Source organism: Streptomyces sp. NPDC090032, assembly GCF_044748025.1.
In the GTDB taxonomy this organism is placed as follows: Bacteria; Actinomycetota; Actinomycetes; order Streptomycetales; family Streptomycetaceae; genus Streptomyces.
The window spans coordinates 138,987-154,448 of the sequence record NZ_JBIVFF010000003.1 but is presented as its reverse complement, the minus strand read 5'-3'; the positions used below and the strand labels follow the sequence as shown (position 1 = coordinate 154,448).

14 protein-coding genes are annotated in these 15,462 nt (G+C 69.6%); 5 read left to right on the top strand and 9 right to left on the bottom strand.

The features are described 5' to 3' along the window. The first annotated feature begins 37 nt into the window (after nt 1-37). Genes ACIPWY_RS07685 through ACIPWY_RS07675 form a run of 3 tightly spaced genes read left to right on the top strand, consistent with a single transcriptional unit; the run spans nt 38 to nt 1,938 of the window. Complete coding sequence (locus ACIPWY_RS07685; protein ID WP_362899508.1) at nt 38-658, top strand: bifunctional 4-hydroxy-2-oxoglutarate aldolase/2-dehydro-3-deoxy-phosphogluconate aldolase; 621 nt, start codon at nt 38-40, stop codon at nt 656-658. Beyond that, a complete protein-coding gene (locus ACIPWY_RS07680; protein ID WP_401532459.1) occupies nt 655-1,683 on the top strand; it encodes a sugar kinase in 1,029 nt (342 codons plus the stop codon). Before ACIPWY_RS07685 ends, ACIPWY_RS07680 begins: the two co-directional genes overlap by 4 nt. Before the next feature lie 33 nt (nt 1,684-1,716). Then, nucleotides 1,717-1,938, top strand: a complete 222-nt coding sequence (locus ACIPWY_RS07675; RefSeq protein WP_362899505.1) for a zinc ribbon domain-containing protein — start codon at nt 1,717-1,719, stop codon at nt 1,936-1,938. Nucleotides 1,939-1,993: 55 nt separating this feature from the next. On the opposite strand, the gene ACIPWY_RS07670 is transcribed toward ACIPWY_RS07675, so the two are convergent. The 3 genes from ACIPWY_RS07670 to ACIPWY_RS07660 are packed head-to-tail and all read right to left on the bottom strand — an operon-like array spanning nt 1,994 to nt 6,515. Further along, nucleotides 1,994-2,827 (bottom strand): HAD family hydrolase, encoded by an 834-nt coding sequence (locus tag ACIPWY_RS07670; protein ID WP_401532458.1) that lies wholly within the window; start codon nt 2,825-2,827, stop codon nt 1,994-1,996. Further along, nucleotides 2,824-5,334 (bottom strand): phosphoribosyltransferase, encoded by a 2,511-nt coding sequence (locus tag ACIPWY_RS07665; RefSeq protein ID WP_401532457.1) that lies wholly within the window; start codon nt 5,332-5,334, stop codon nt 2,824-2,826. Before ACIPWY_RS07665 ends, ACIPWY_RS07670 begins: the two co-directional genes overlap by 4 nt. 14 nt (nt 5,335-5,348) lie before the next feature. Beyond that, nucleotides 5,349-6,515 (bottom strand): HpcH/HpaI aldolase/citrate lyase family protein, encoded by a 1,167-nt coding sequence (locus ACIPWY_RS07660; protein WP_401532456.1) that lies wholly within the window; start codon nt 6,513-6,515, stop codon nt 5,349-5,351. A gap of 187 nt (nt 6,516-6,702) precedes the next feature. Between ACIPWY_RS07660 and ACIPWY_RS07655 the strand changes: the two genes are divergently transcribed. Further along, nucleotides 6,703-7,623: a TerD family protein gene (locus ACIPWY_RS07655; protein ID WP_401532455.1), complete on the top strand. Its 921-nt coding sequence runs from the start codon at nt 6,703-6,705 to the stop codon at nt 7,621-7,623. A gap of 79 nt (nt 7,624-7,702) precedes the next feature. Here the strand turns inward: ACIPWY_RS07655 and ACIPWY_RS07650 are convergent, their stop codons facing one another. From ACIPWY_RS07650 to ACIPWY_RS07625, 6 genes are all read right to left on the bottom strand, one after another. Further along, nucleotides 7,703-8,443, bottom strand: a complete 741-nt coding sequence (locus ACIPWY_RS07650) for a Tellurium resistance (RefSeq protein WP_362899495.1) — start codon at nt 8,441-8,443, stop codon at nt 7,703-7,705. 99 nt (nt 8,444-8,542) lie between these two features. Next, a complete protein-coding gene (locus ACIPWY_RS07645) occupies nt 8,543-9,691 on the bottom strand; it encodes a DUF475 domain-containing protein (RefSeq protein ID WP_362899494.1) in 1,149 nt (382 codons plus the stop codon). 73 nt (nt 9,692-9,764) lie between these two features. Beyond that, nucleotides 9,765-10,340 carry a TerD family protein gene (locus tag ACIPWY_RS07640; protein ID WP_100591940.1) on the bottom strand — a complete coding sequence of 192 codons (576 nt, stop codon included), beginning with the start codon at nt 10,338-10,340 and terminating at the stop codon, nt 9,765-9,767. 98 nt (nt 10,341-10,438) lie between these two features. After that, nucleotides 10,439-11,014: a TerD family protein gene (locus ACIPWY_RS07635; protein WP_100591939.1), complete on the bottom strand. Its 576-nt coding sequence runs from the start codon at nt 11,012-11,014 to the stop codon at nt 10,439-10,441. A 180-nt stretch (nt 11,015-11,194) separates the two neighbouring features. Continuing rightward, a complete protein-coding gene (locus tag ACIPWY_RS07630) occupies nt 11,195-11,653 on the bottom strand; it encodes a peroxiredoxin (protein ID WP_100591938.1) in 459 nt (152 codons plus the stop codon). Between the two features lie 158 nt (nt 11,654-11,811). Continuing rightward, a complete protein-coding gene (locus ACIPWY_RS07625; protein ID WP_100591937.1) occupies nt 11,812-12,249 on the bottom strand; it encodes a DUF3052 domain-containing protein in 438 nt (145 codons plus the stop codon). A 426-nt stretch (nt 12,250-12,675) separates the two neighbouring features. Here ACIPWY_RS07625 and aceE point away from each other — a divergent pair, with 426 nt between their 5' ends. Beyond that, nucleotides 12,676-15,423, top strand: a complete 2,748-nt coding sequence (aceE, locus tag ACIPWY_RS07620) for a pyruvate dehydrogenase (acetyl-transferring), homodimeric type (RefSeq protein ID WP_362899491.1) — start codon at nt 12,676-12,678, stop codon at nt 15,421-15,423. The last annotated feature ends 39 nt before the right edge of the window (nt 15,424-15,462 follow it).

Sequence of the window (15,462 nt, the reverse complement as noted above, 5' to 3'; positions counted from 1 at the left end):
CACACGCCCCCCATGAAAGGAACCGAGGGAGAGCACCATGGACTTCACTACAGCACTGCGCGCCGAGCGGCTCGTGGCGATCGTCCGGGGGAGCGACGCCGACGCGTCGTTCCGTACGGTCATGGCCCTGGCCGAGGCCGGAATCCCGCTGGTGGAGGTGTCCCTCAGCGGCCGTGACGCCCTCACGGTGATCCGCAGGGCGCGGGCCGAGCTCGGCGACGACGTCTGGCTGGGCGCGGGCACGGTCCTGACCGCCGGTGACGCCCGCGAGGCGGCCGAGGCGGGGGCGAACCTCATCGTGACGCCCGGGCTCGGCGCCGGGGTCGACGAGTCCCTGCGGCAGGGCCTGCCCGTGCTCGCCGGGGTGCTCACGCCGACCGACGTCATCGCGGCCGAGGCCTCCGGGGTGACGGCCCTGAAGATCTTCCCCGCGTCCGCGATGGGTGGACCGTCGTATCTGAAGGCGCTGCGGGGGCCGTTCCCCCGGACGCCGTTCGTGCCGGTGGGCGGGGTCGACGCGGCGGCGGCTACCGCGTACCTGGAGGGCGGCGCCATCGCGGTCGGGGTCGGCTCGCCGCTCATCGGCGACGCGGCGGACGGCGGCGACCTGGGTCAACTGCGCAAGCGGGCGGCCGAGTTCAAGGCGGTGTGCGGATGACGGCGTCAGCTTCCGCCTCTGCTTCGGGTTCGGGTTCGGGTTCGGGTTCGGCGAGCCCCTCTTCTGCCGGGGCCCCCGCCTCCCCCCTCGACGTACTCACCTTCGGCGAGACGATGGTCGCGCTGCGCGGCCACGGCCCGTTCAAGCTGGGCGGTTCGATGGACCTGTCCGTCGCGGGCGCCGAGTCGAACGTCGCCATCGGCCTCACCCGGCTCGGCCACAGCGTCCGCTGGGCGGGCGCCGTCGGCGCCGACGAGGTGGGCGAACTGGTCCTGCGCACACTGCGCGCCGAGGGCGTCGACACGTCCTGTGTCACCCGTGACGCCGCCGCCCCCACGGGCCTGATCCTCTTCGAGCCGCGGCTGCCGGAAGTGACGCGAGTGCAGTACTACCGTGCGGGCTCGGCGGGTTCGCGGCTCGATACCGACTGCGTCGAGCGGGCCTTCTCGGCCGGTCCGCCGCCCCGCGTCCTGCATCTGACGGGGATCACGCCCGCACTCAGCACCTCCGCGCGCGACGCGTGCCGACGCGCCCTGCGGCTCGCCCGCGAACACGGCGTTCAGGTCAGCCTGGACGCCAACTACCGCTCCCGGCTGTGGAGGCCGGAGGCGGCCACCGAGGAACTGCGCGACTGGATCCCGTACGTGGATGTCCTGATCGCCTCCGACGACGAGCTGCCACTGTGCGCGCCCCCCGGGCCTGACCCGGTCAAGGCGCTCCTCGATCTCGGGGTGCGCGAGGTCGTCGTCAAGCTCGGCGCGGACGGGGCGATCGCCCACACTGCCGACGGTGAGCTACGCGTCCCGGCGCGGCCGGTGCGCGCGGTGGACGCGGTCGGGGCCGGTGACGCCTTCGTCGCCGGCTATCTCTCCGCGCTCCTCGACGGCGAGGACACCGCCGGGCGCCTCGACCGGGCGGTGACGACGGGCGCCTTCGCGGTCGCGCAGCCGGGCGACTGGGAGGGGGCACCCACCCGGGCGGAACTCGGGCTGCTCGGGGCGGGCCAGGGGACGGTCGTACGCTGACGCACGCCCGGCACGGCCAGCTAACCTGTGCCCATGCCACGCTACGAGTACCGCTGCCGGACCTGCGGCGACACGTTCGAACTGAGCCGCCCCATGGCCGAGTCCTCGGCCCCCGCGGACTGCCCCGCGGGCCACGACGACACGGTGAAGCTGCTGTCGACCGTCGCCGTGGGCGGCACGGCATCGGCCTCCGCCCCGGCCCGCCCCGCAGGCGGCGGGGGCGGGGGATGCTGCGGCGGGGGTTGCTGCGGGTGAACGTACGGGTCCCTCAGGGGTACGTACGCGTCCCTCAGGGATACGTACAGGTCCCTTAGGCGTACGTACGCGGCTGCCGGACCCTCTCGATCAGCTCCCGCAGGATCGTCTCGCCCGCCGCGACGCCCCGGTCCTCCAGGGCCGTGACGTGCGGCGCCGTCCAGCCCGCGTCCGCCAGCTCGCCGTGGCCGGGGCGCCAGGCGTGGTCGGCAGCGAGCAGCAGGTCCGCGTCGAGCAAGGAGTCGCCGGCCGCGAGCGTGACGTCGGCGCCGGAGCGGCGGACCACCTCACGCATGGCCGCACTCTTGGTGAGCGGCTTGGGCACGGCGTAGATCTTGCGGCCCTGGAGGGAGACCGTCCAGCCGCGGCTCTCCGCCCAGACGGCGAGTTCCTTGACCCAGCCCTCCGGGAGCAGGGACCGCTCGACCACGAGATACGCGAAGAGGTCCTCGGCGACGCGCTCCTTCAGGAGCCACGCCGGGTCGGCCGTCCGCACCAGATGCGCCCGCACCTCGTCGAGCGGCGCGCACTGCGCGGCGAGCCGCTCGTCGACCGCCGCCCGCCAGTCGGGGTCGGACACCCCGTCCACCAGCAGGTGCCCGCCGTTGGCGCAGATCGCGAACTGCGGTGCGGGCCCCGGGAGATGGATGCGCCCGTACTGCTCGCGGGTGCGGGTCGTCGTCGGGACGAAGAGGGCGCTGCGGCCGAGTTCACCGAGCAGCGCTGCCGCGTCCTCGGTGACGTAGGAGAGGGGCTTGCCCTCGTAGACCTCGACGCACAGCAGGCGCGGTGCCTGGGCATCGGGCATCGTCAGGCCGAGGGCCGCGGCGGAGTAGATCAGGGTGCGGTCGAGGTCGCTGGCAACCAGAGCGACGGGCGTGGCGCTCACTTCGCGGCCACCGCCTTGCCGTCCGCGCCGGTGGCGCCCCGCGTGTACTTCGGGTGGATCAACCCGACGCAGGTGTAGGGGAGTTCGGCGACCTCCTCGACCGGGACCCCGCGCTGCTCGGCGAGCAGGCGTACGTGGTCGAGGTCGGCTCCGGCGCCCGCGCGGGCGAGTATCTTCCACGGGACGCGGCGCAGCAGCACACGGGTCGTCTCGCCGACGCCGGGCTTCACCAGGTTCACGTCGTGGATGCCGTACTCCTCGCTGATCCGCTCGACAGCCGCCCAGCCCTCCCAGGTGGGCGAGCGGTCGGCGGAGAGCATCTCCTTGACCTGGGCGTCCACGGCGTCGGCGACCTCGTCGAAACGGGCCTCGACGGTGTCGAGGAAGTGCGTGGACACGTCCGCGTCCGCGAGCCCGCGGTAGAACTTGCCGCCGTGGAAGTCGTTCGGACCGACGAGGTCGGCGCGCAGCACCGTACGCGATATCAGGCCGGAGACCGTCGAGTTGAGGCACGCGGACGGGATGAGGAAGTCCTCGCGGGTGCCGTACGTGCGCACGCAGGAACCGGGGTCGGCGAGCACCGCGATCTCCGGGTCGAACCCGGGTCCGCCCTCATTTCGCTGATGGGTCTTGAGTGCTTCGGCCAGTTCGCGGGTGATCGCGCCCTTGCCGGTCCAGCCGTCGACGAAGACGACGTCGGCCGGGTCGTGGTGGGCGGCGAGCCAGCGCAGCGCGTTCGCGTCGATGCCGCGGCCGCGGACGATCGACACGGCGTAGTGCGGCAGGTCGAGGCCGTGCCGCGCCTGCGCCCAGCGGCGCATCAGCACACCGACGGGTGTCCCGGCGCGGGCGAGCGAGACGAGCACCGGGCGGGGGGACCGTTCCGCGAGCACGGTCTCGGTCACGACGCCGACGGCCTGCGCGATCCGTGCGGCGGACACCTCGAGGGCGGACTGGAACAGCGCCTGGTACTCGGCGCTCGGCTGGTACTCGACGGGCAGCGACTCGGCGTAGTGCGCGCCACCGCCCTGTATCGCCTCCTCGCGCTCCTCGGTGGGCGCCTCCAGCTCGACGTCCGAGAGGTCCTGGAGCAGCCAGCCGACCTCGTCGGGCGCGTACGAGGAGAAGGCGGGGCCGCGGAGGGGCTCAGGGAGCGGCTCAGGGAGCGTGGGGGGCACGAGGGGCCTTTCGGGGGCAGTCCCCTGAGGGACGTAGGAAGGCACGACGGCGAGCAGCACGCGCGGGGCGTGCTCGGCGAGGCGCGCCAACAGGCCGTCGGGGGCGTGCAGTTCGGGTGTGTCCGCGGTGGAGTCGACGACGGCGACGATCGCGTCGAAGTCACCGCCCGCGACGTTGTACGCGTAGCGCTCGCCCGGCCCGTCGGCCGGGTCGTCGTGGGCGGGGAAGACGAGGCGGGTGCGGATCGCGTAGCCGGGGTCGTCGACGGCGAGGACCGGCGAACGGGTCGTGGTGGAGTAGCGCACCTGTGCCTGCGTGCCCTTCTCGACCTCGCGGGCCAGGGCAAGCGGCGCGTACATCAGCTCCTCGAAGCCGAGGACGAGTACGCGGCGGGCGTCCCCCAGGGGCGTGCTCAGGCGTGCGGCCATCGCGGGGAGCGCCGCGTCGAGCGCCGCGCGGTGCTCCGGCGTGAAGCCGTGCCGGCCTCCGTCGGGCACGGACGCGGGCCAGCCGAGGTCCACGCGGGTCACGCTGCCCGGCTCTGCGGGCACCGTCAGTGCCTCGTTGCCGGGCCCCGTGCGCGACGTCGGGGCCTCGGCGCCGGACTCGTGGCGGGCGACCAGGGCCTGGCCCTTGGCGAGGACGTCGTCGGGGAGCTTGACGGTGCCGGACGCCGACGCGATCAGGTCGACGCGGGCGCCGATCTCACGGGCGAAGTCGGCCAGGCGGCCCCGGTCGTCGGGCGAGCGCATGTCGACGAGGGCGACGATGACGTAGTGCCCGCGCGGGTAGCGCTCGTGCAGGGCGCGGATCGTGTTGAGGACCGTATTGCCCGTGGAGAACTCGTCGTCGACGAGGACGAGCGCCCCGTCGCCCGCGAGGAGCCGGGGGTCCTCCGGCAGCAGCAGATGCGAGGTGGCGTGCGAGTGGGCCTCCTCGAAGCCGCCCGCGCGCGCCACACCGTCGACAGGGCGCCGCGTCGAGTGCAGATACGGCGCGAGGCCCAGGCCGTCGGCCACGGAGTGCCCGAGACCCGTCGCCGTCTCGGCGTACCCGAGCACGACGGCCCGCCGCGCCGCGTCGTCGCCGAGCAGCTCGCGCACCCGCAGACCGAGCTCGTACCCGGCGCGCCAGACCACGGCCGGCGACTGCGGCACATGCTTGCCGAGGACGTTCGACACGAGCAGATGGGCCCGCTTGGGATTGCGGCGCAGGGCAAGGCCCAGCAGCCCGGGTATCTCCTCGTCACCGACGAGCTCGACACCGAGCCGCTCCGCTACCCATGTCCCCGACCAGACCACTTCGCCCCTTTTCGTTGGTTTCATCATGACTCGCGCACTCGTCACGCGGGCAGGCCGGCGTTGAGCAGGTCGACGAAGCCGACGTCCTCACGGGCGACACCGAAGGCCTCCGCCCGCTGGAGGGTCCGCTCGGCCCAGGCCCGGTGCGGCTTCACTTCATTCATCTTGTTCGTGTACGCGGATCTGAGGACGCCACCGCCGCCCCGCTCGGGCCGCAGGATGTCCTGGGCATCGCCGTACTCCTCGTGACTGACCACCGACAGCGCGTGCACGGGCATCACGTGCGAGGGGTGGATGCAGGTCTTACCGAGCAGGCCGTTGGCCCGGTCCAGCTCGATCTCGCGCAGCAGCCCGTCCATGTCGTGCTCGATGAGGGCCTGGCGCAGCTCGACGGCCCGGCCCTCCAGGAAGGGGCTGCGGCGCAGCTGCGGCTTGAACATCCGCTCCTGGTGACGGAAGTACTCCCACACGGGGCCGGTCACGGTGAAGCCGGTGCCGTCGGCGCGGCCCAGCAGATTGACCACGTCGCCGATCACGGAGGCGACGATCTGGACGTCGTACGCGGTCATGTCCGGCGGCCTGCGCAGCCCGTACGCGGAGCAGAAGTCGGTCACGCCGAGGCGCAGGGCCAGGACGCGGTCGCGGTACTTGTCGACGGTGCGGGCGATCCCGGCGAGGGTGTCGCCCCGTGTCTCCAGATGCAGGAGCTCGGGCGACTCCAGAACGGGCATCGCGAAGAGGCGCCGGCCCGTGGCGGCCTCGGCCGCGGAGAGCGCCTCCAGGAAGGCCACGCCCCGCTCCTCGGTGAATTTCGGCAGCACGAATCCGGACAGCAGGCGCACGGCGGGGCCGAGGCGGTCCACGAGGTCGGTGATCTGCCCGGCGGCGCGGACCCGGACGAACAGAAGCGGAGGCCGCGCGTCCGACCTGGCCGCGAGGTCGGTGAATTGCCTGACCAGGTTCTCCTCGGCGTCGACGACCTCGGCGTCGTCGATCGAGTCCTCCAGGCACAGCACCATCGAGACGACGCCCCGGCCCGCCTGCTTGAGGACGTCGTCGGCCAGGCGCGTCCGCGTGGCCGGACTGTAGAGCGTGGCCCCGAGGGCCGCCGCGAGCATGCGGGGCGGCGAGTCCGCGGTGAAGTCACCGGGCTCCCGGTGGAACAGGCGCTGCCGCACCCCAGGGGCGATATGCCCGAAATGACGCATGAGACTCCCCCGTCGTGCCGCTCGGGCCCGAATTTAAGTGGCCGGTAATAGTACGTAGGGATCCATGTCAAGGGTTCCCATCGGGCATGAAATTCAGGTAACCCACCCATGTCGAGTATGTCGCTCGTCCTCACAGTCTCGGGCCCCCGCGTTGTCCTGGCCAGGACAGGGAAGGCAGGATGACCGCATGACGCACGCGATGCTGAAGGGGTCGAACGTCCCGCTCGAAGCCACGGCGGTCCGCGCCGTGCTGCGCTGGGCCACCGGCCAGGGCGTGCCCGACGTCGACGCCTCGGCGCTGCTCCTCGGCCCCGACGGTCGCGTACGGTCCGACGAGGACTTCGTCTTCTACAACCAGCCCAGGCACCCCTCCGGCAAGGTCTGGCGGCTCGGCAAGAAACGCGTCGCCGACGGACTCACCGACACGATCCAGTCGGACCTGACGGGCCTCGGCCCCGAGGTCGGCCGCATCCTCCTCGTGGCCTCGGCGGACGACGTCCCCTTCGACCGTGTACCCGCCCTGCGGATCCTGATCTACGACGCGGCGGTCGCGGAGGGTGAGCCCCTCGCCCACTTCGACGTGAAGCCGGAGACGGGCGCCGAGACGGCACTGATCTGCGGCGAGCTGTACCGGCGCGGCGAGGGCTGGAAGTTCCGCGCCCTGGGCGAGGGCTACTCGAACGGCCTGGTCGGTCTGGCCACGGACTTCGGCATCTCGGTGGACGAGTCGGAGCCGGCGGCGGATCTTCCGGCGTCGTCCCCTCCGGGCCCGATGCCGGCCGCCGAGCCGCCGTTCCCGCCACCGGCCCCCGCCACCTCCTCGTTCACGGGGTCGGGTTCAGGGCCGGATTGGGGTTCAGGTGCGGGTTCAGGTTCGGGCTACGGGTATCCGCAGGCACCCGCGCGGCAGCCCGTCGCCGCCTCGCTCCCCCAGCCCGCCCCCCAGCCGTCGTACGGGTATCCGCCCGCGGCGCCCACGCAGCCCGCGCCGCTCGCCATGCCGGTGCCGACGACCCAGCCCGCGTACGGCTACCCGCAGCCGGTGCAGCCACTGCCCGACCCGAACTTCGCGCTGCCGCCGCAGGGCCCGCAGTTCATCTCACGCTGAGACCGCGACCGACCCCGGGCGACTCGGGGCCGGATCGGGCGACGGAACACGGGCCCTGCGTCTGATCCACCGAGATGCCCTAGCGCTCCCCGACCTTGGACTTGTACCCCCGGCCCCACTGAAGGCCCCACCCGTACAGCCGGTCCAGCTCGGCCTGGAACCCGTACACGAACTTCACCTCGCGGCGCACGATCAGCTCGCCCTTGACGTTCTCGATCGTGACGACGGCGCAGGAGCGGGCCTGCGGGGCGCGCTCGTCGAGACTGATCTCGACCCGCGGGCCGTTGCTCGGGTAGAGCGTGACGTGGGCGTGCGTACGGTCGAACGCCGGTGTCTGGTCGTAGATGTAGACGAACACGAGCAGTCGCTTGATGGACTCGCGATGGTCGAGATTGACGTAGATCGTCTCCCCCGACGCCGAGCCGAAGCGGTCGTCCCCGCTGAGCTTCACGTACGGCGGCGCGTTGAGCGCGCCGAAGAAGTTGCCGAGCGGCTGGACCACGCCCTTCTCCCCGTCGGTCAGCTCATACAGAACGCCGAGGTCGAGGTCCACATTGACCATGCTCTGCGTATGGGCCTGCACCACATCGGGCTTGAACAGCTTGAACGGGTGCCGCAGCAGGCTCCCCCGCTCGGGGCCGCCGATGTCCGAGGTCCGCATCCGCCAGGACAGGTTGATGCGCAGATTTCCGGTGGCCGCCCCCTGCTTGGTGAGCGAGACAACCGGGTGCCGCTTGGTGAGTTCGATGGAATTCGATGCGGCGCTGCCCGACTCGAACTCCGCCGCACGCCCCCGCCACAGTCCGTCCCAGAAGGACATTTCGCCCCCAAGTGCCCATGTTTCATGGTCCAGTTACGCCGACGGGGCGGCCGGTGAGGAGTTCTCCTCGCAGACCGCCCCGCTCACAGCGTTCCAGGATCAGAGCCCGGACGAAACCTCAGCCTTCTCGCCCGAGGCCGTCGCTTTTCCCTCGGCGGCCGCGATTCGCTTGTTGCGGCGCACCGACGACCAGAACGACCAGGCGATCAGGACGACGCCGATCAGGCCCGTGATGACCTCGTTGATCTCGTACTGGATCGTGATCATGAGGATCACGGCGAGGGCACCGATCGCGTAGTGCGCGCCGTGCTCCAGGAACACGTAGTCGTCCAGGGTGCCCTGGCGGACCAGATAGACCGTGAGCGAACGCACGTACATGGCACCGATACCGAGGCCGAGCGCCATCAGCACGATGTCGTTGGTGATGGCGAAGGCGCCGATGACTCCGTCGAAGGAGAACGAAGCGTCCAGGACCTCGAGGTAGAGGAACATGAAGAACGCGGCCTTGCCCGCCATCACTATGGCCGGCGCTGCCTTGCCGCTCTTCCTGGCCGCTTCCTCGGCCTCGTGCTCGCGCTCCTCCTCCTCTTCGAGGCGGTTTTCGAAGAACCCGGAGAGACCGCCCACGATGAGATACGTGATCAGACCGGCGATGCCGGAGATGAGTACCGTCTCGGCCTTGTCCACATGGACGCCACCGTGCTGGTGGGCGTGCGTGGCCACGGTGAACGAGGAGATCAGGAGCACGATCATCGCAATGCAGACCGACAGCATGTCGACCTTGCCGAGCTTGGCGAGCGGACGCTCGATCCAGCGCAGCCACTGGACGTCCCGCTCCTCGAAGACGAAGTCGAGGAAGATCATCAACAGGAACATGCCACCGAACGCGGCGATCGACGGGTGTGCGTCGGTCACCAGCTGCTGGTACTTGTCCTTGTCGTTGAGCGCGAGCTTGACCGCCTCGATGGGGCCGAGCTTGGCACTGACCGCGACGATCACGACGGGGAAGACCAGTCGCATACCGAAGACGGCGATCAGCACACCGACCGTGAGGAAGATCTTCTGCCAGAAGGCATTCATCTTCTTCAGAATTCCGGCGTTGATCACCGCGTTGTCGAAGGACAGCGAGATCTCGAGGACGGCAAGGATCGCGACGACCCCGAATGCTGTCCATCCGTCGTAGAACACCGCCGCGACCAAGCCGAGCGCAGTAATTGCGAACGACCAGCCGAAGGTTTTCAAAACCACTGGCTACCCCATCAGGTGAGTACGGGTCTCCCCCGCGCCGGTAGGACGGGGCTCCCCCGCTCCGCGCACGGCTTTACGAAACATTGACCCCGAAGTCTAGAGCGATGCCCCGAAGGCCCGACGCGTACCCCTGCCCCACAGCGCGGAACTTCCATTCGCCGCCGTACCGGTACACCTCACCGAAGATCATCGCGGTCTCCGTGGACGCGTCCTCGCTCAGGTCGTAGCGGGCGAGTTCCTGACCGTCCGCCTGATTGACCACGCGGATGAACGCGTTGCTGACCTGGCCGAACGTCTGGCCTCGGTTGTCCGCGTCATGGATCGACACCGGAAAGACGATCTTGTCGCAGAACGCCGGCACCTTGGACAGGTCGATCAGGATCGACTCGTCATCGCCCTCGCCCTCACCGGTGAGGTTGTCACCGGTGTGCTCGACGGAGCCGTCCGGGCTCGTGAGCTGGTTGTAGAAGATGAACCACTCGTCGCCGAGCACCCGGCCGTCCTTGCACAGCAGCGCGCTGGCGTCGAGGTCGAAGTCGGCTCCGGTGGTGGAACGCGCGTCCCAGCCGAGTCCGATCAGCACCTGTGTGAGGTTCGGTGCGGCCTTGGAGAGGGAGACATTGCCCCCCTTGGCGAGCGTGACACCCATGATCGTGGTCCTCCCCGGTGTGATGTCGCTTGAGTTGTCGAGCGCGTCCGGCGCCGCACTCACGTGCGGCGCCGGACGGTCATGCGGTCGTGCTCGGCTCAGACGTTGACGCCGAAGTCCTGCGCGATGCCGCGCAGGCCCGAGGCGTAACCCTGGCCGATGGCGCGGAACTTCCACTCCGCGCCGTTCCTGTACAGCTCGCCGAAGACCATGGCGGTCTCCGTCGAGGCGTCCTCGGAGAGGTCGTAGCGGGCGATTTCCGCCCCGCCCGCCTGGTTCACGACGCGGATGAACGCGTTGCGCACCTGGCCGAACGACTGCTGGCGGTTCTCGGCGTCGTAGATGGAGACCGGGAACACGATCTTGTCCACGTCGGCCGGGACGCCGGCGAGGTTGACCTTGAGCTGCTCGTCGTCACCCTCACCTTCACCCGTGGTGTTGTCACCGGTGTGCTCGACCGAGCCGTCCGGGCTCTTCAGGTTGTTGAAGAAGACGAAGTTGGCGTCACTGCTGACCTTGCCCTCCGTGTTCGTCAGGATGGCGCTGGCATCGAGGTCGAAGTCCGTACCCGTGGTGGTACGGACGTCCCACCCGAGGCCGATGATGACCGCGGTCAGGCCAGGAGCCTCCTTGGTCAGCGATACGTTGCCGCCCTTGCTGAGGCTGACTCCCACGAGTCCTCCCATTGGTGTCGGGGGCGGGGAGCCCCATCGTGCATTGGTATCGGATCAACGTCTGGATCCTAGTGACCGGTTCCCGGCAGCCACAGGCTCCGCACCCGAAGAATCCCAGGGTGTCATCCCCGGGACATCCCCGAGAGATGCACGGAGCGCACCCCTGTGCCCCCTGAAGGGTCAGAGGGTGTCGATCGCCTTGACGTATTCGTTGAGGTCGCGGGCGTCCGGCAGGCCGTTGACAACGGTCCAGCGGACCACGCCCTCCTTGTCGATGATGAACGTGCCGCGCACCGCGCAGCCCTTCTCCTCGTCGAAGACGCCGTACGCGCGCGAGGCCTCGCCGTGCGGCCAGAAGTCCGACAGGAGCGGGTACTCGAGGCCCTCCTGCTCGGCGAAGACGCGCAGGCTGAACGGCGAGTCGTTCGACACGGCGAGCAGCTGCACGTCGTCATTGACGAACTTCGGCAGTTCGTCGCGCAGGGCGCACAGCTCGCCGGTGCAGACGCCGGTGAAGGCGAACGGGTAGAAGAGCAGCACCACGTTCTTCTCACCCCGGAAGTCCGAGAGCCGCACGGTCTCGCCGTGCTGCGTCTTGAGCTCGAAATCCGGAGCCTTCGTGCCGACCTCGATCGTCATGGTCAAGCTTTCCTTCCGTGGAGCCGTTCGGGTGAGGCCCAGCCTAGGCGCCGCAGGCGGTGTCCCCGCGTGAGGCCCGGGCAAAGCGTGCGGCCCCCGTCGACGCGTCATGGCGTCGGCGGGGGCCGCACGGAGTGTCTGCTGGGGTCTTTCGTCGGCTAGCGCTTCTTGGCGGCCGCCTTCGGCGTGACGAGGCGGCTGCCCGCCCAGTCCTTGCCCGCGTTGATGCTCTTGGTCTGCGAGAGACCCGCAGTCTGCGCGGCTTCGTTGATGTCGCTCGGCTCGACATAGCCGTCGCGGCCGGTCTTCGGGGTCAGCAGCCAGACAGGGGCACCGTCGTCGACCAGCTGGCTGGCGTCTACCAACGCGTCCGTCAGATCGCCGTCGTCCTCGCGGAACCACAGCACCACCGCGTCAGCGACGTCGTCGTAGTCCTCGTCGACGAGCTCGCTGCCGATGACTTCCTCAATGGACTCGCGGAGCTCCTGGTCGACGTCGTCGTCGAAGCCGATCTCCTGGACCACCTGCTCGGGCTGGAAACCCAGCCTCGCGGCAGGGTTGGTCCGCTCCTCCGCGTGGTCCGCGGTCGCGCTCACGGATTGCCTCCTGATCATGTTTACGAAGTTGTCTGCGGCTTCGCGCGTGCGCGAAGCGTTGGCCGTAGTCCACACGGGCGGGGCGGATCGCGCAAGTACCCGGCCCCCGAGACCGCCGAAACGGTGACGTTCCAGGCGGTGTCACCGCATCTTCAGTCAAGGATCCCCGCAGGCCGGTGATGTATGCCACACCGATCTGCCGGATTTGCCCACCCTGTGGATGACGATCGTCCACCTCAGCCGAACGGCCTCACGAATCCGGTGAACCGCATGAGCGTATCGTTGCGATTTGGCCGCACCCGTCCGGGGAACCCCGGGGAATCACTCCCATTACCCCGCGGTAGAGATGACGATTGTGCCCCCGAGGTACACGATGGGGAGCGGCGCAGCCCCATTGCACATCTCGACCGACAGTGAAGGAACAGCGTGGTTTCCGGATCCGATCGCAATCCGATCATCATTGGCGGCCTTCCCAGCCAGGTCCCGGACTTCGATCCCGAAGAGACCCAGGAATGGCTCGACTCCCTCGACGCCGCCGTCGACGAGCGCGGGCGCGAGCGGGCCCGCTACTTGATGCTCCGGCTGATCGAGCGCGCCCGCGAGAAGCGTGTGGCCGTGCCTGAGATGCGCAGCACGGACTACATCAACACGATCGCGACCAAGGACGAGCCCTTCTTCCCCGGCAACGAGGAGATCGAGCGCAAGGTCCTGAACGCGACCCGCTGGAACGCCGCGGTGATGGTCTCCCGCGCCCAGCGGCCCGGCATCGGGGTGGGCGGTCACATCGCCACTTTCGCCTCCTCCGCCTCGCTCTACGACGTGGGGTTCAACCACTTCTTCCGCGGCAAGGACGACGGCAAGGGCGGCGACCAGATCTTCTTCCAGGGTCATGCGTCGCCGGGCATCTACGCCCGCGCGTATCTCCTGGACCGGCTCACCGAGGGTCAGCTCGACTCCTTCCGCCAGGAGAAGTCGAAGGCTCCCTACGGCCTGTCGTCGTACCCGCACCCCCGACTGATGCCGGACTTCTGGGAGTTCCCCACCGTCTCCATGGGCCTCGGTCCGCTGGGGGCGATCTTCCAGGCGCGGATGAACCGCTACATGCAGGCCCGCGACATCGCCGACACCTCCGCGTCGCACGTCTGGGCGTTCCTCGGCGACGGCGAGATGGACGAGCCGGAGTCGCTCGGCCAGCTGTCGATCGCGGCCCGTGAGGGCCTGGACAACCTGACCTTCGTGGTGAACTGCAACCTGCAGCGCCTCGACGGCCCGGTGCGCGGCAACGGCAAGATCATCCAGGAGCTGGAGTCGCAGTTCCGCGGCGCCGGCTGGAACGTCATCAAGCTGGTCTGGGACCGTAGTTGGGACCCGCTGCTCGCGCAGGACCGCGACGGTGTCCTGGTGAACAAGCTGAACACCACGCCCGACGGCCAGTTCCAGACGTACGCCACCGAGCCCGGCTCGTACATCCGCGACCACTTCTTCGGCGACGACCACCGTCTGCGCGCGATGGTCGAGAACATGACCGACGACCAGATCCTGCACCTGGGGCGCGGCGGGCACGACCACAAGAAGATCTTCGCGGCCTTCCAGGCGGCCAAGGCGCACAAGGGCCAGCCGACGGTCATCCTGGCGCAGACGGTCAAGGGCTGGACCCTCGGCCCCAACTTCGAGGGCCGCAACGCGACCCATCAGATGAAGAAGCTGACCGTCGACGACCTCAAGGGCTTCCGCGACCGTCTGCACCTGCCGATCACGGACAAGCAGCTCGATGACGGCGCTCCGCCGTACTACCACCCGGGCCGCGACTCCGAAGAGATCCAGTACATGCACGACCGCCGGCACGCGCTCGGCGGCTATGTGCCGACCCGCGTCGTGCGGTCCAAGCCGCTGGCGCTCCCCGACGACAAGACGTACGCGAGCGTGAAGAAGGGCTCCGGCCAGCAGTCGATCGCCACCACCATGGCTTTCGTCCGTCTGCTCAAGGACCTCATGCGGGACAAGGAGATCGGCCGGCGCTTCGTACTGATCGCGCCGGACGAGTACCGCACGTTCGGCATGGACTCGTTCTTCCCGAGCGCGAAGATCTACAACCCGCTCGGCCAGCAGTACGAGTCCGTGGACCGCGACCTGCTGCTCGCGTACAAGGAGTCTCCGACGGGCCAGATGCTGCACGACGGCATCTCGGAGGCGGGCTGCACGGCGTCGCTGATCGCCGCGGGATCGGCGTACGCGACGCACGGCGAGCCGCTGATCCCGGTCTACGTCTTCTACTCGATGTTCGGCTTCCAGCGCACCGGCGATCAGTTCTGGCAGATGGCCGACCAGCTGGCGCGCGGTTTCGTCCTGGGCGCGACCGCCGGCCGGACGACCCTGACCGGTGAGGGTCTGCAGCACGCCGACGGACACTCGCAGCTGCTCGCCTCGACCAACCCGGCCTGTGTCGCCTACGACCCGGCCTTCGGCTTCGAGATCGCGCACATCGTGCAGGACGGTCTGCGGCGGATGTACGGCGCCACCGCCGAGCACCCGCACGGCGAGGACATCTTCTACTACCTCACCGTCTACAACGAGCCGCTGCAGCACCCGGCCGAGCCCGGCGATGTCGACGTGGAGGGCATCCTCAAGGGCATCCACCGCTTCAGCCCGGGCACTTCGGGCGCCGTCCCGGCCCAGATCCTCGCCTCGGGTGTCGCGGTGCCGTGGGCTCTGGAGGCACAGCAGATCCTCGCCACGGAGTGGAACGTCAAGGCGGACGTCTGGTCGGCGACCTCCTGGAACGAACTGCGCCGCGAGGCCGTCGAGGTGGAGCGGCACAACCTGCTGCACCCCGACGAAGAGCAGCGTGTCCCCTATGTCACGCGGAAGCTGTCCGACTCGGAGGGTCCGTTCGTCGCGGTCTCCGACTGGATGCGGTCCGTACCCGACCAGATCTCCCGCTGGGTGCCGGGCACTTACCAGTCGCTCGGCGCGGACGGCTTCGGCTTCGCGGACACGCGTGGCGCGGCCCGTCGCTTCTTCCACATCGACGCCCAGTCGATCGTGGTGGGCGTGCTCACGGAGCTGGCCCGGGATGGCAAGATCGACCGCTCGGTCCTGAAGCAGGCCATCGACCGCTACCAGCTCCTCGACGTCGCGGCGGCCGACCCCGGCCCGGCGGGCGGCGACGCGTAGGGGCCAGATCCCGACTGTCGCAGAGGTTCGGGGTGCGGT

Excerpts from the sequence above, each read along its gene's own strand:
- ACIPWY_RS07685 (WP_362899508.1), top strand. The coding sequence starts at position 38 with ATGGACTTCACTACAGCACTGCGCGCCGAGCGGCTCGTGGCGATCGTC.
- ACIPWY_RS07680 (WP_401532459.1), top strand. The coding sequence starts at position 655 with ATGACGGCGTCAGCTTCCGCCTCTGCTTCGGGTTCGGGTTCGGGTTCG.
- ACIPWY_RS07675 (WP_362899505.1), top strand. The coding sequence starts at position 1,717 with ATGCCACGCTACGAGTACCGCTGCCGGACCTGCGGCGACACGTTCGAA.
- ACIPWY_RS07665 (WP_401532457.1), bottom strand. The coding sequence starts at position 5,334 with ATGATGAAACCAACGAAAAGGGGCGAAGTGGTCTGGTCGGGGACATGG.
- ACIPWY_RS07660 (WP_401532456.1), bottom strand. The coding sequence starts at position 6,515 with ATGCGTCATTTCGGGCATATCGCCCCTGGGGTGCGGCAGCGCCTGTTC.
- ACIPWY_RS07655 (WP_401532455.1), top strand. The coding sequence starts at position 6,703 with ATGACGCACGCGATGCTGAAGGGGTCGAACGTCCCGCTCGAAGCCACG.
- ACIPWY_RS07650 (WP_362899495.1), bottom strand. The coding sequence starts at position 8,443 with ATGTCCTTCTGGGACGGACTGTGGCGGGGGCGTGCGGCGGAGTTCGAG.
- ACIPWY_RS07640 (WP_100591940.1), bottom strand. The coding sequence starts at position 10,340 with ATGGGTGTCACGCTCGCCAAGGGGGGCAATGTCTCCCTCTCCAAGGCC.
- ACIPWY_RS07630 (WP_100591938.1), bottom strand. The coding sequence starts at position 11,653 with ATGACGATCGAGGTCGGCACGAAGGCTCCGGATTTCGAGCTCAAGACG.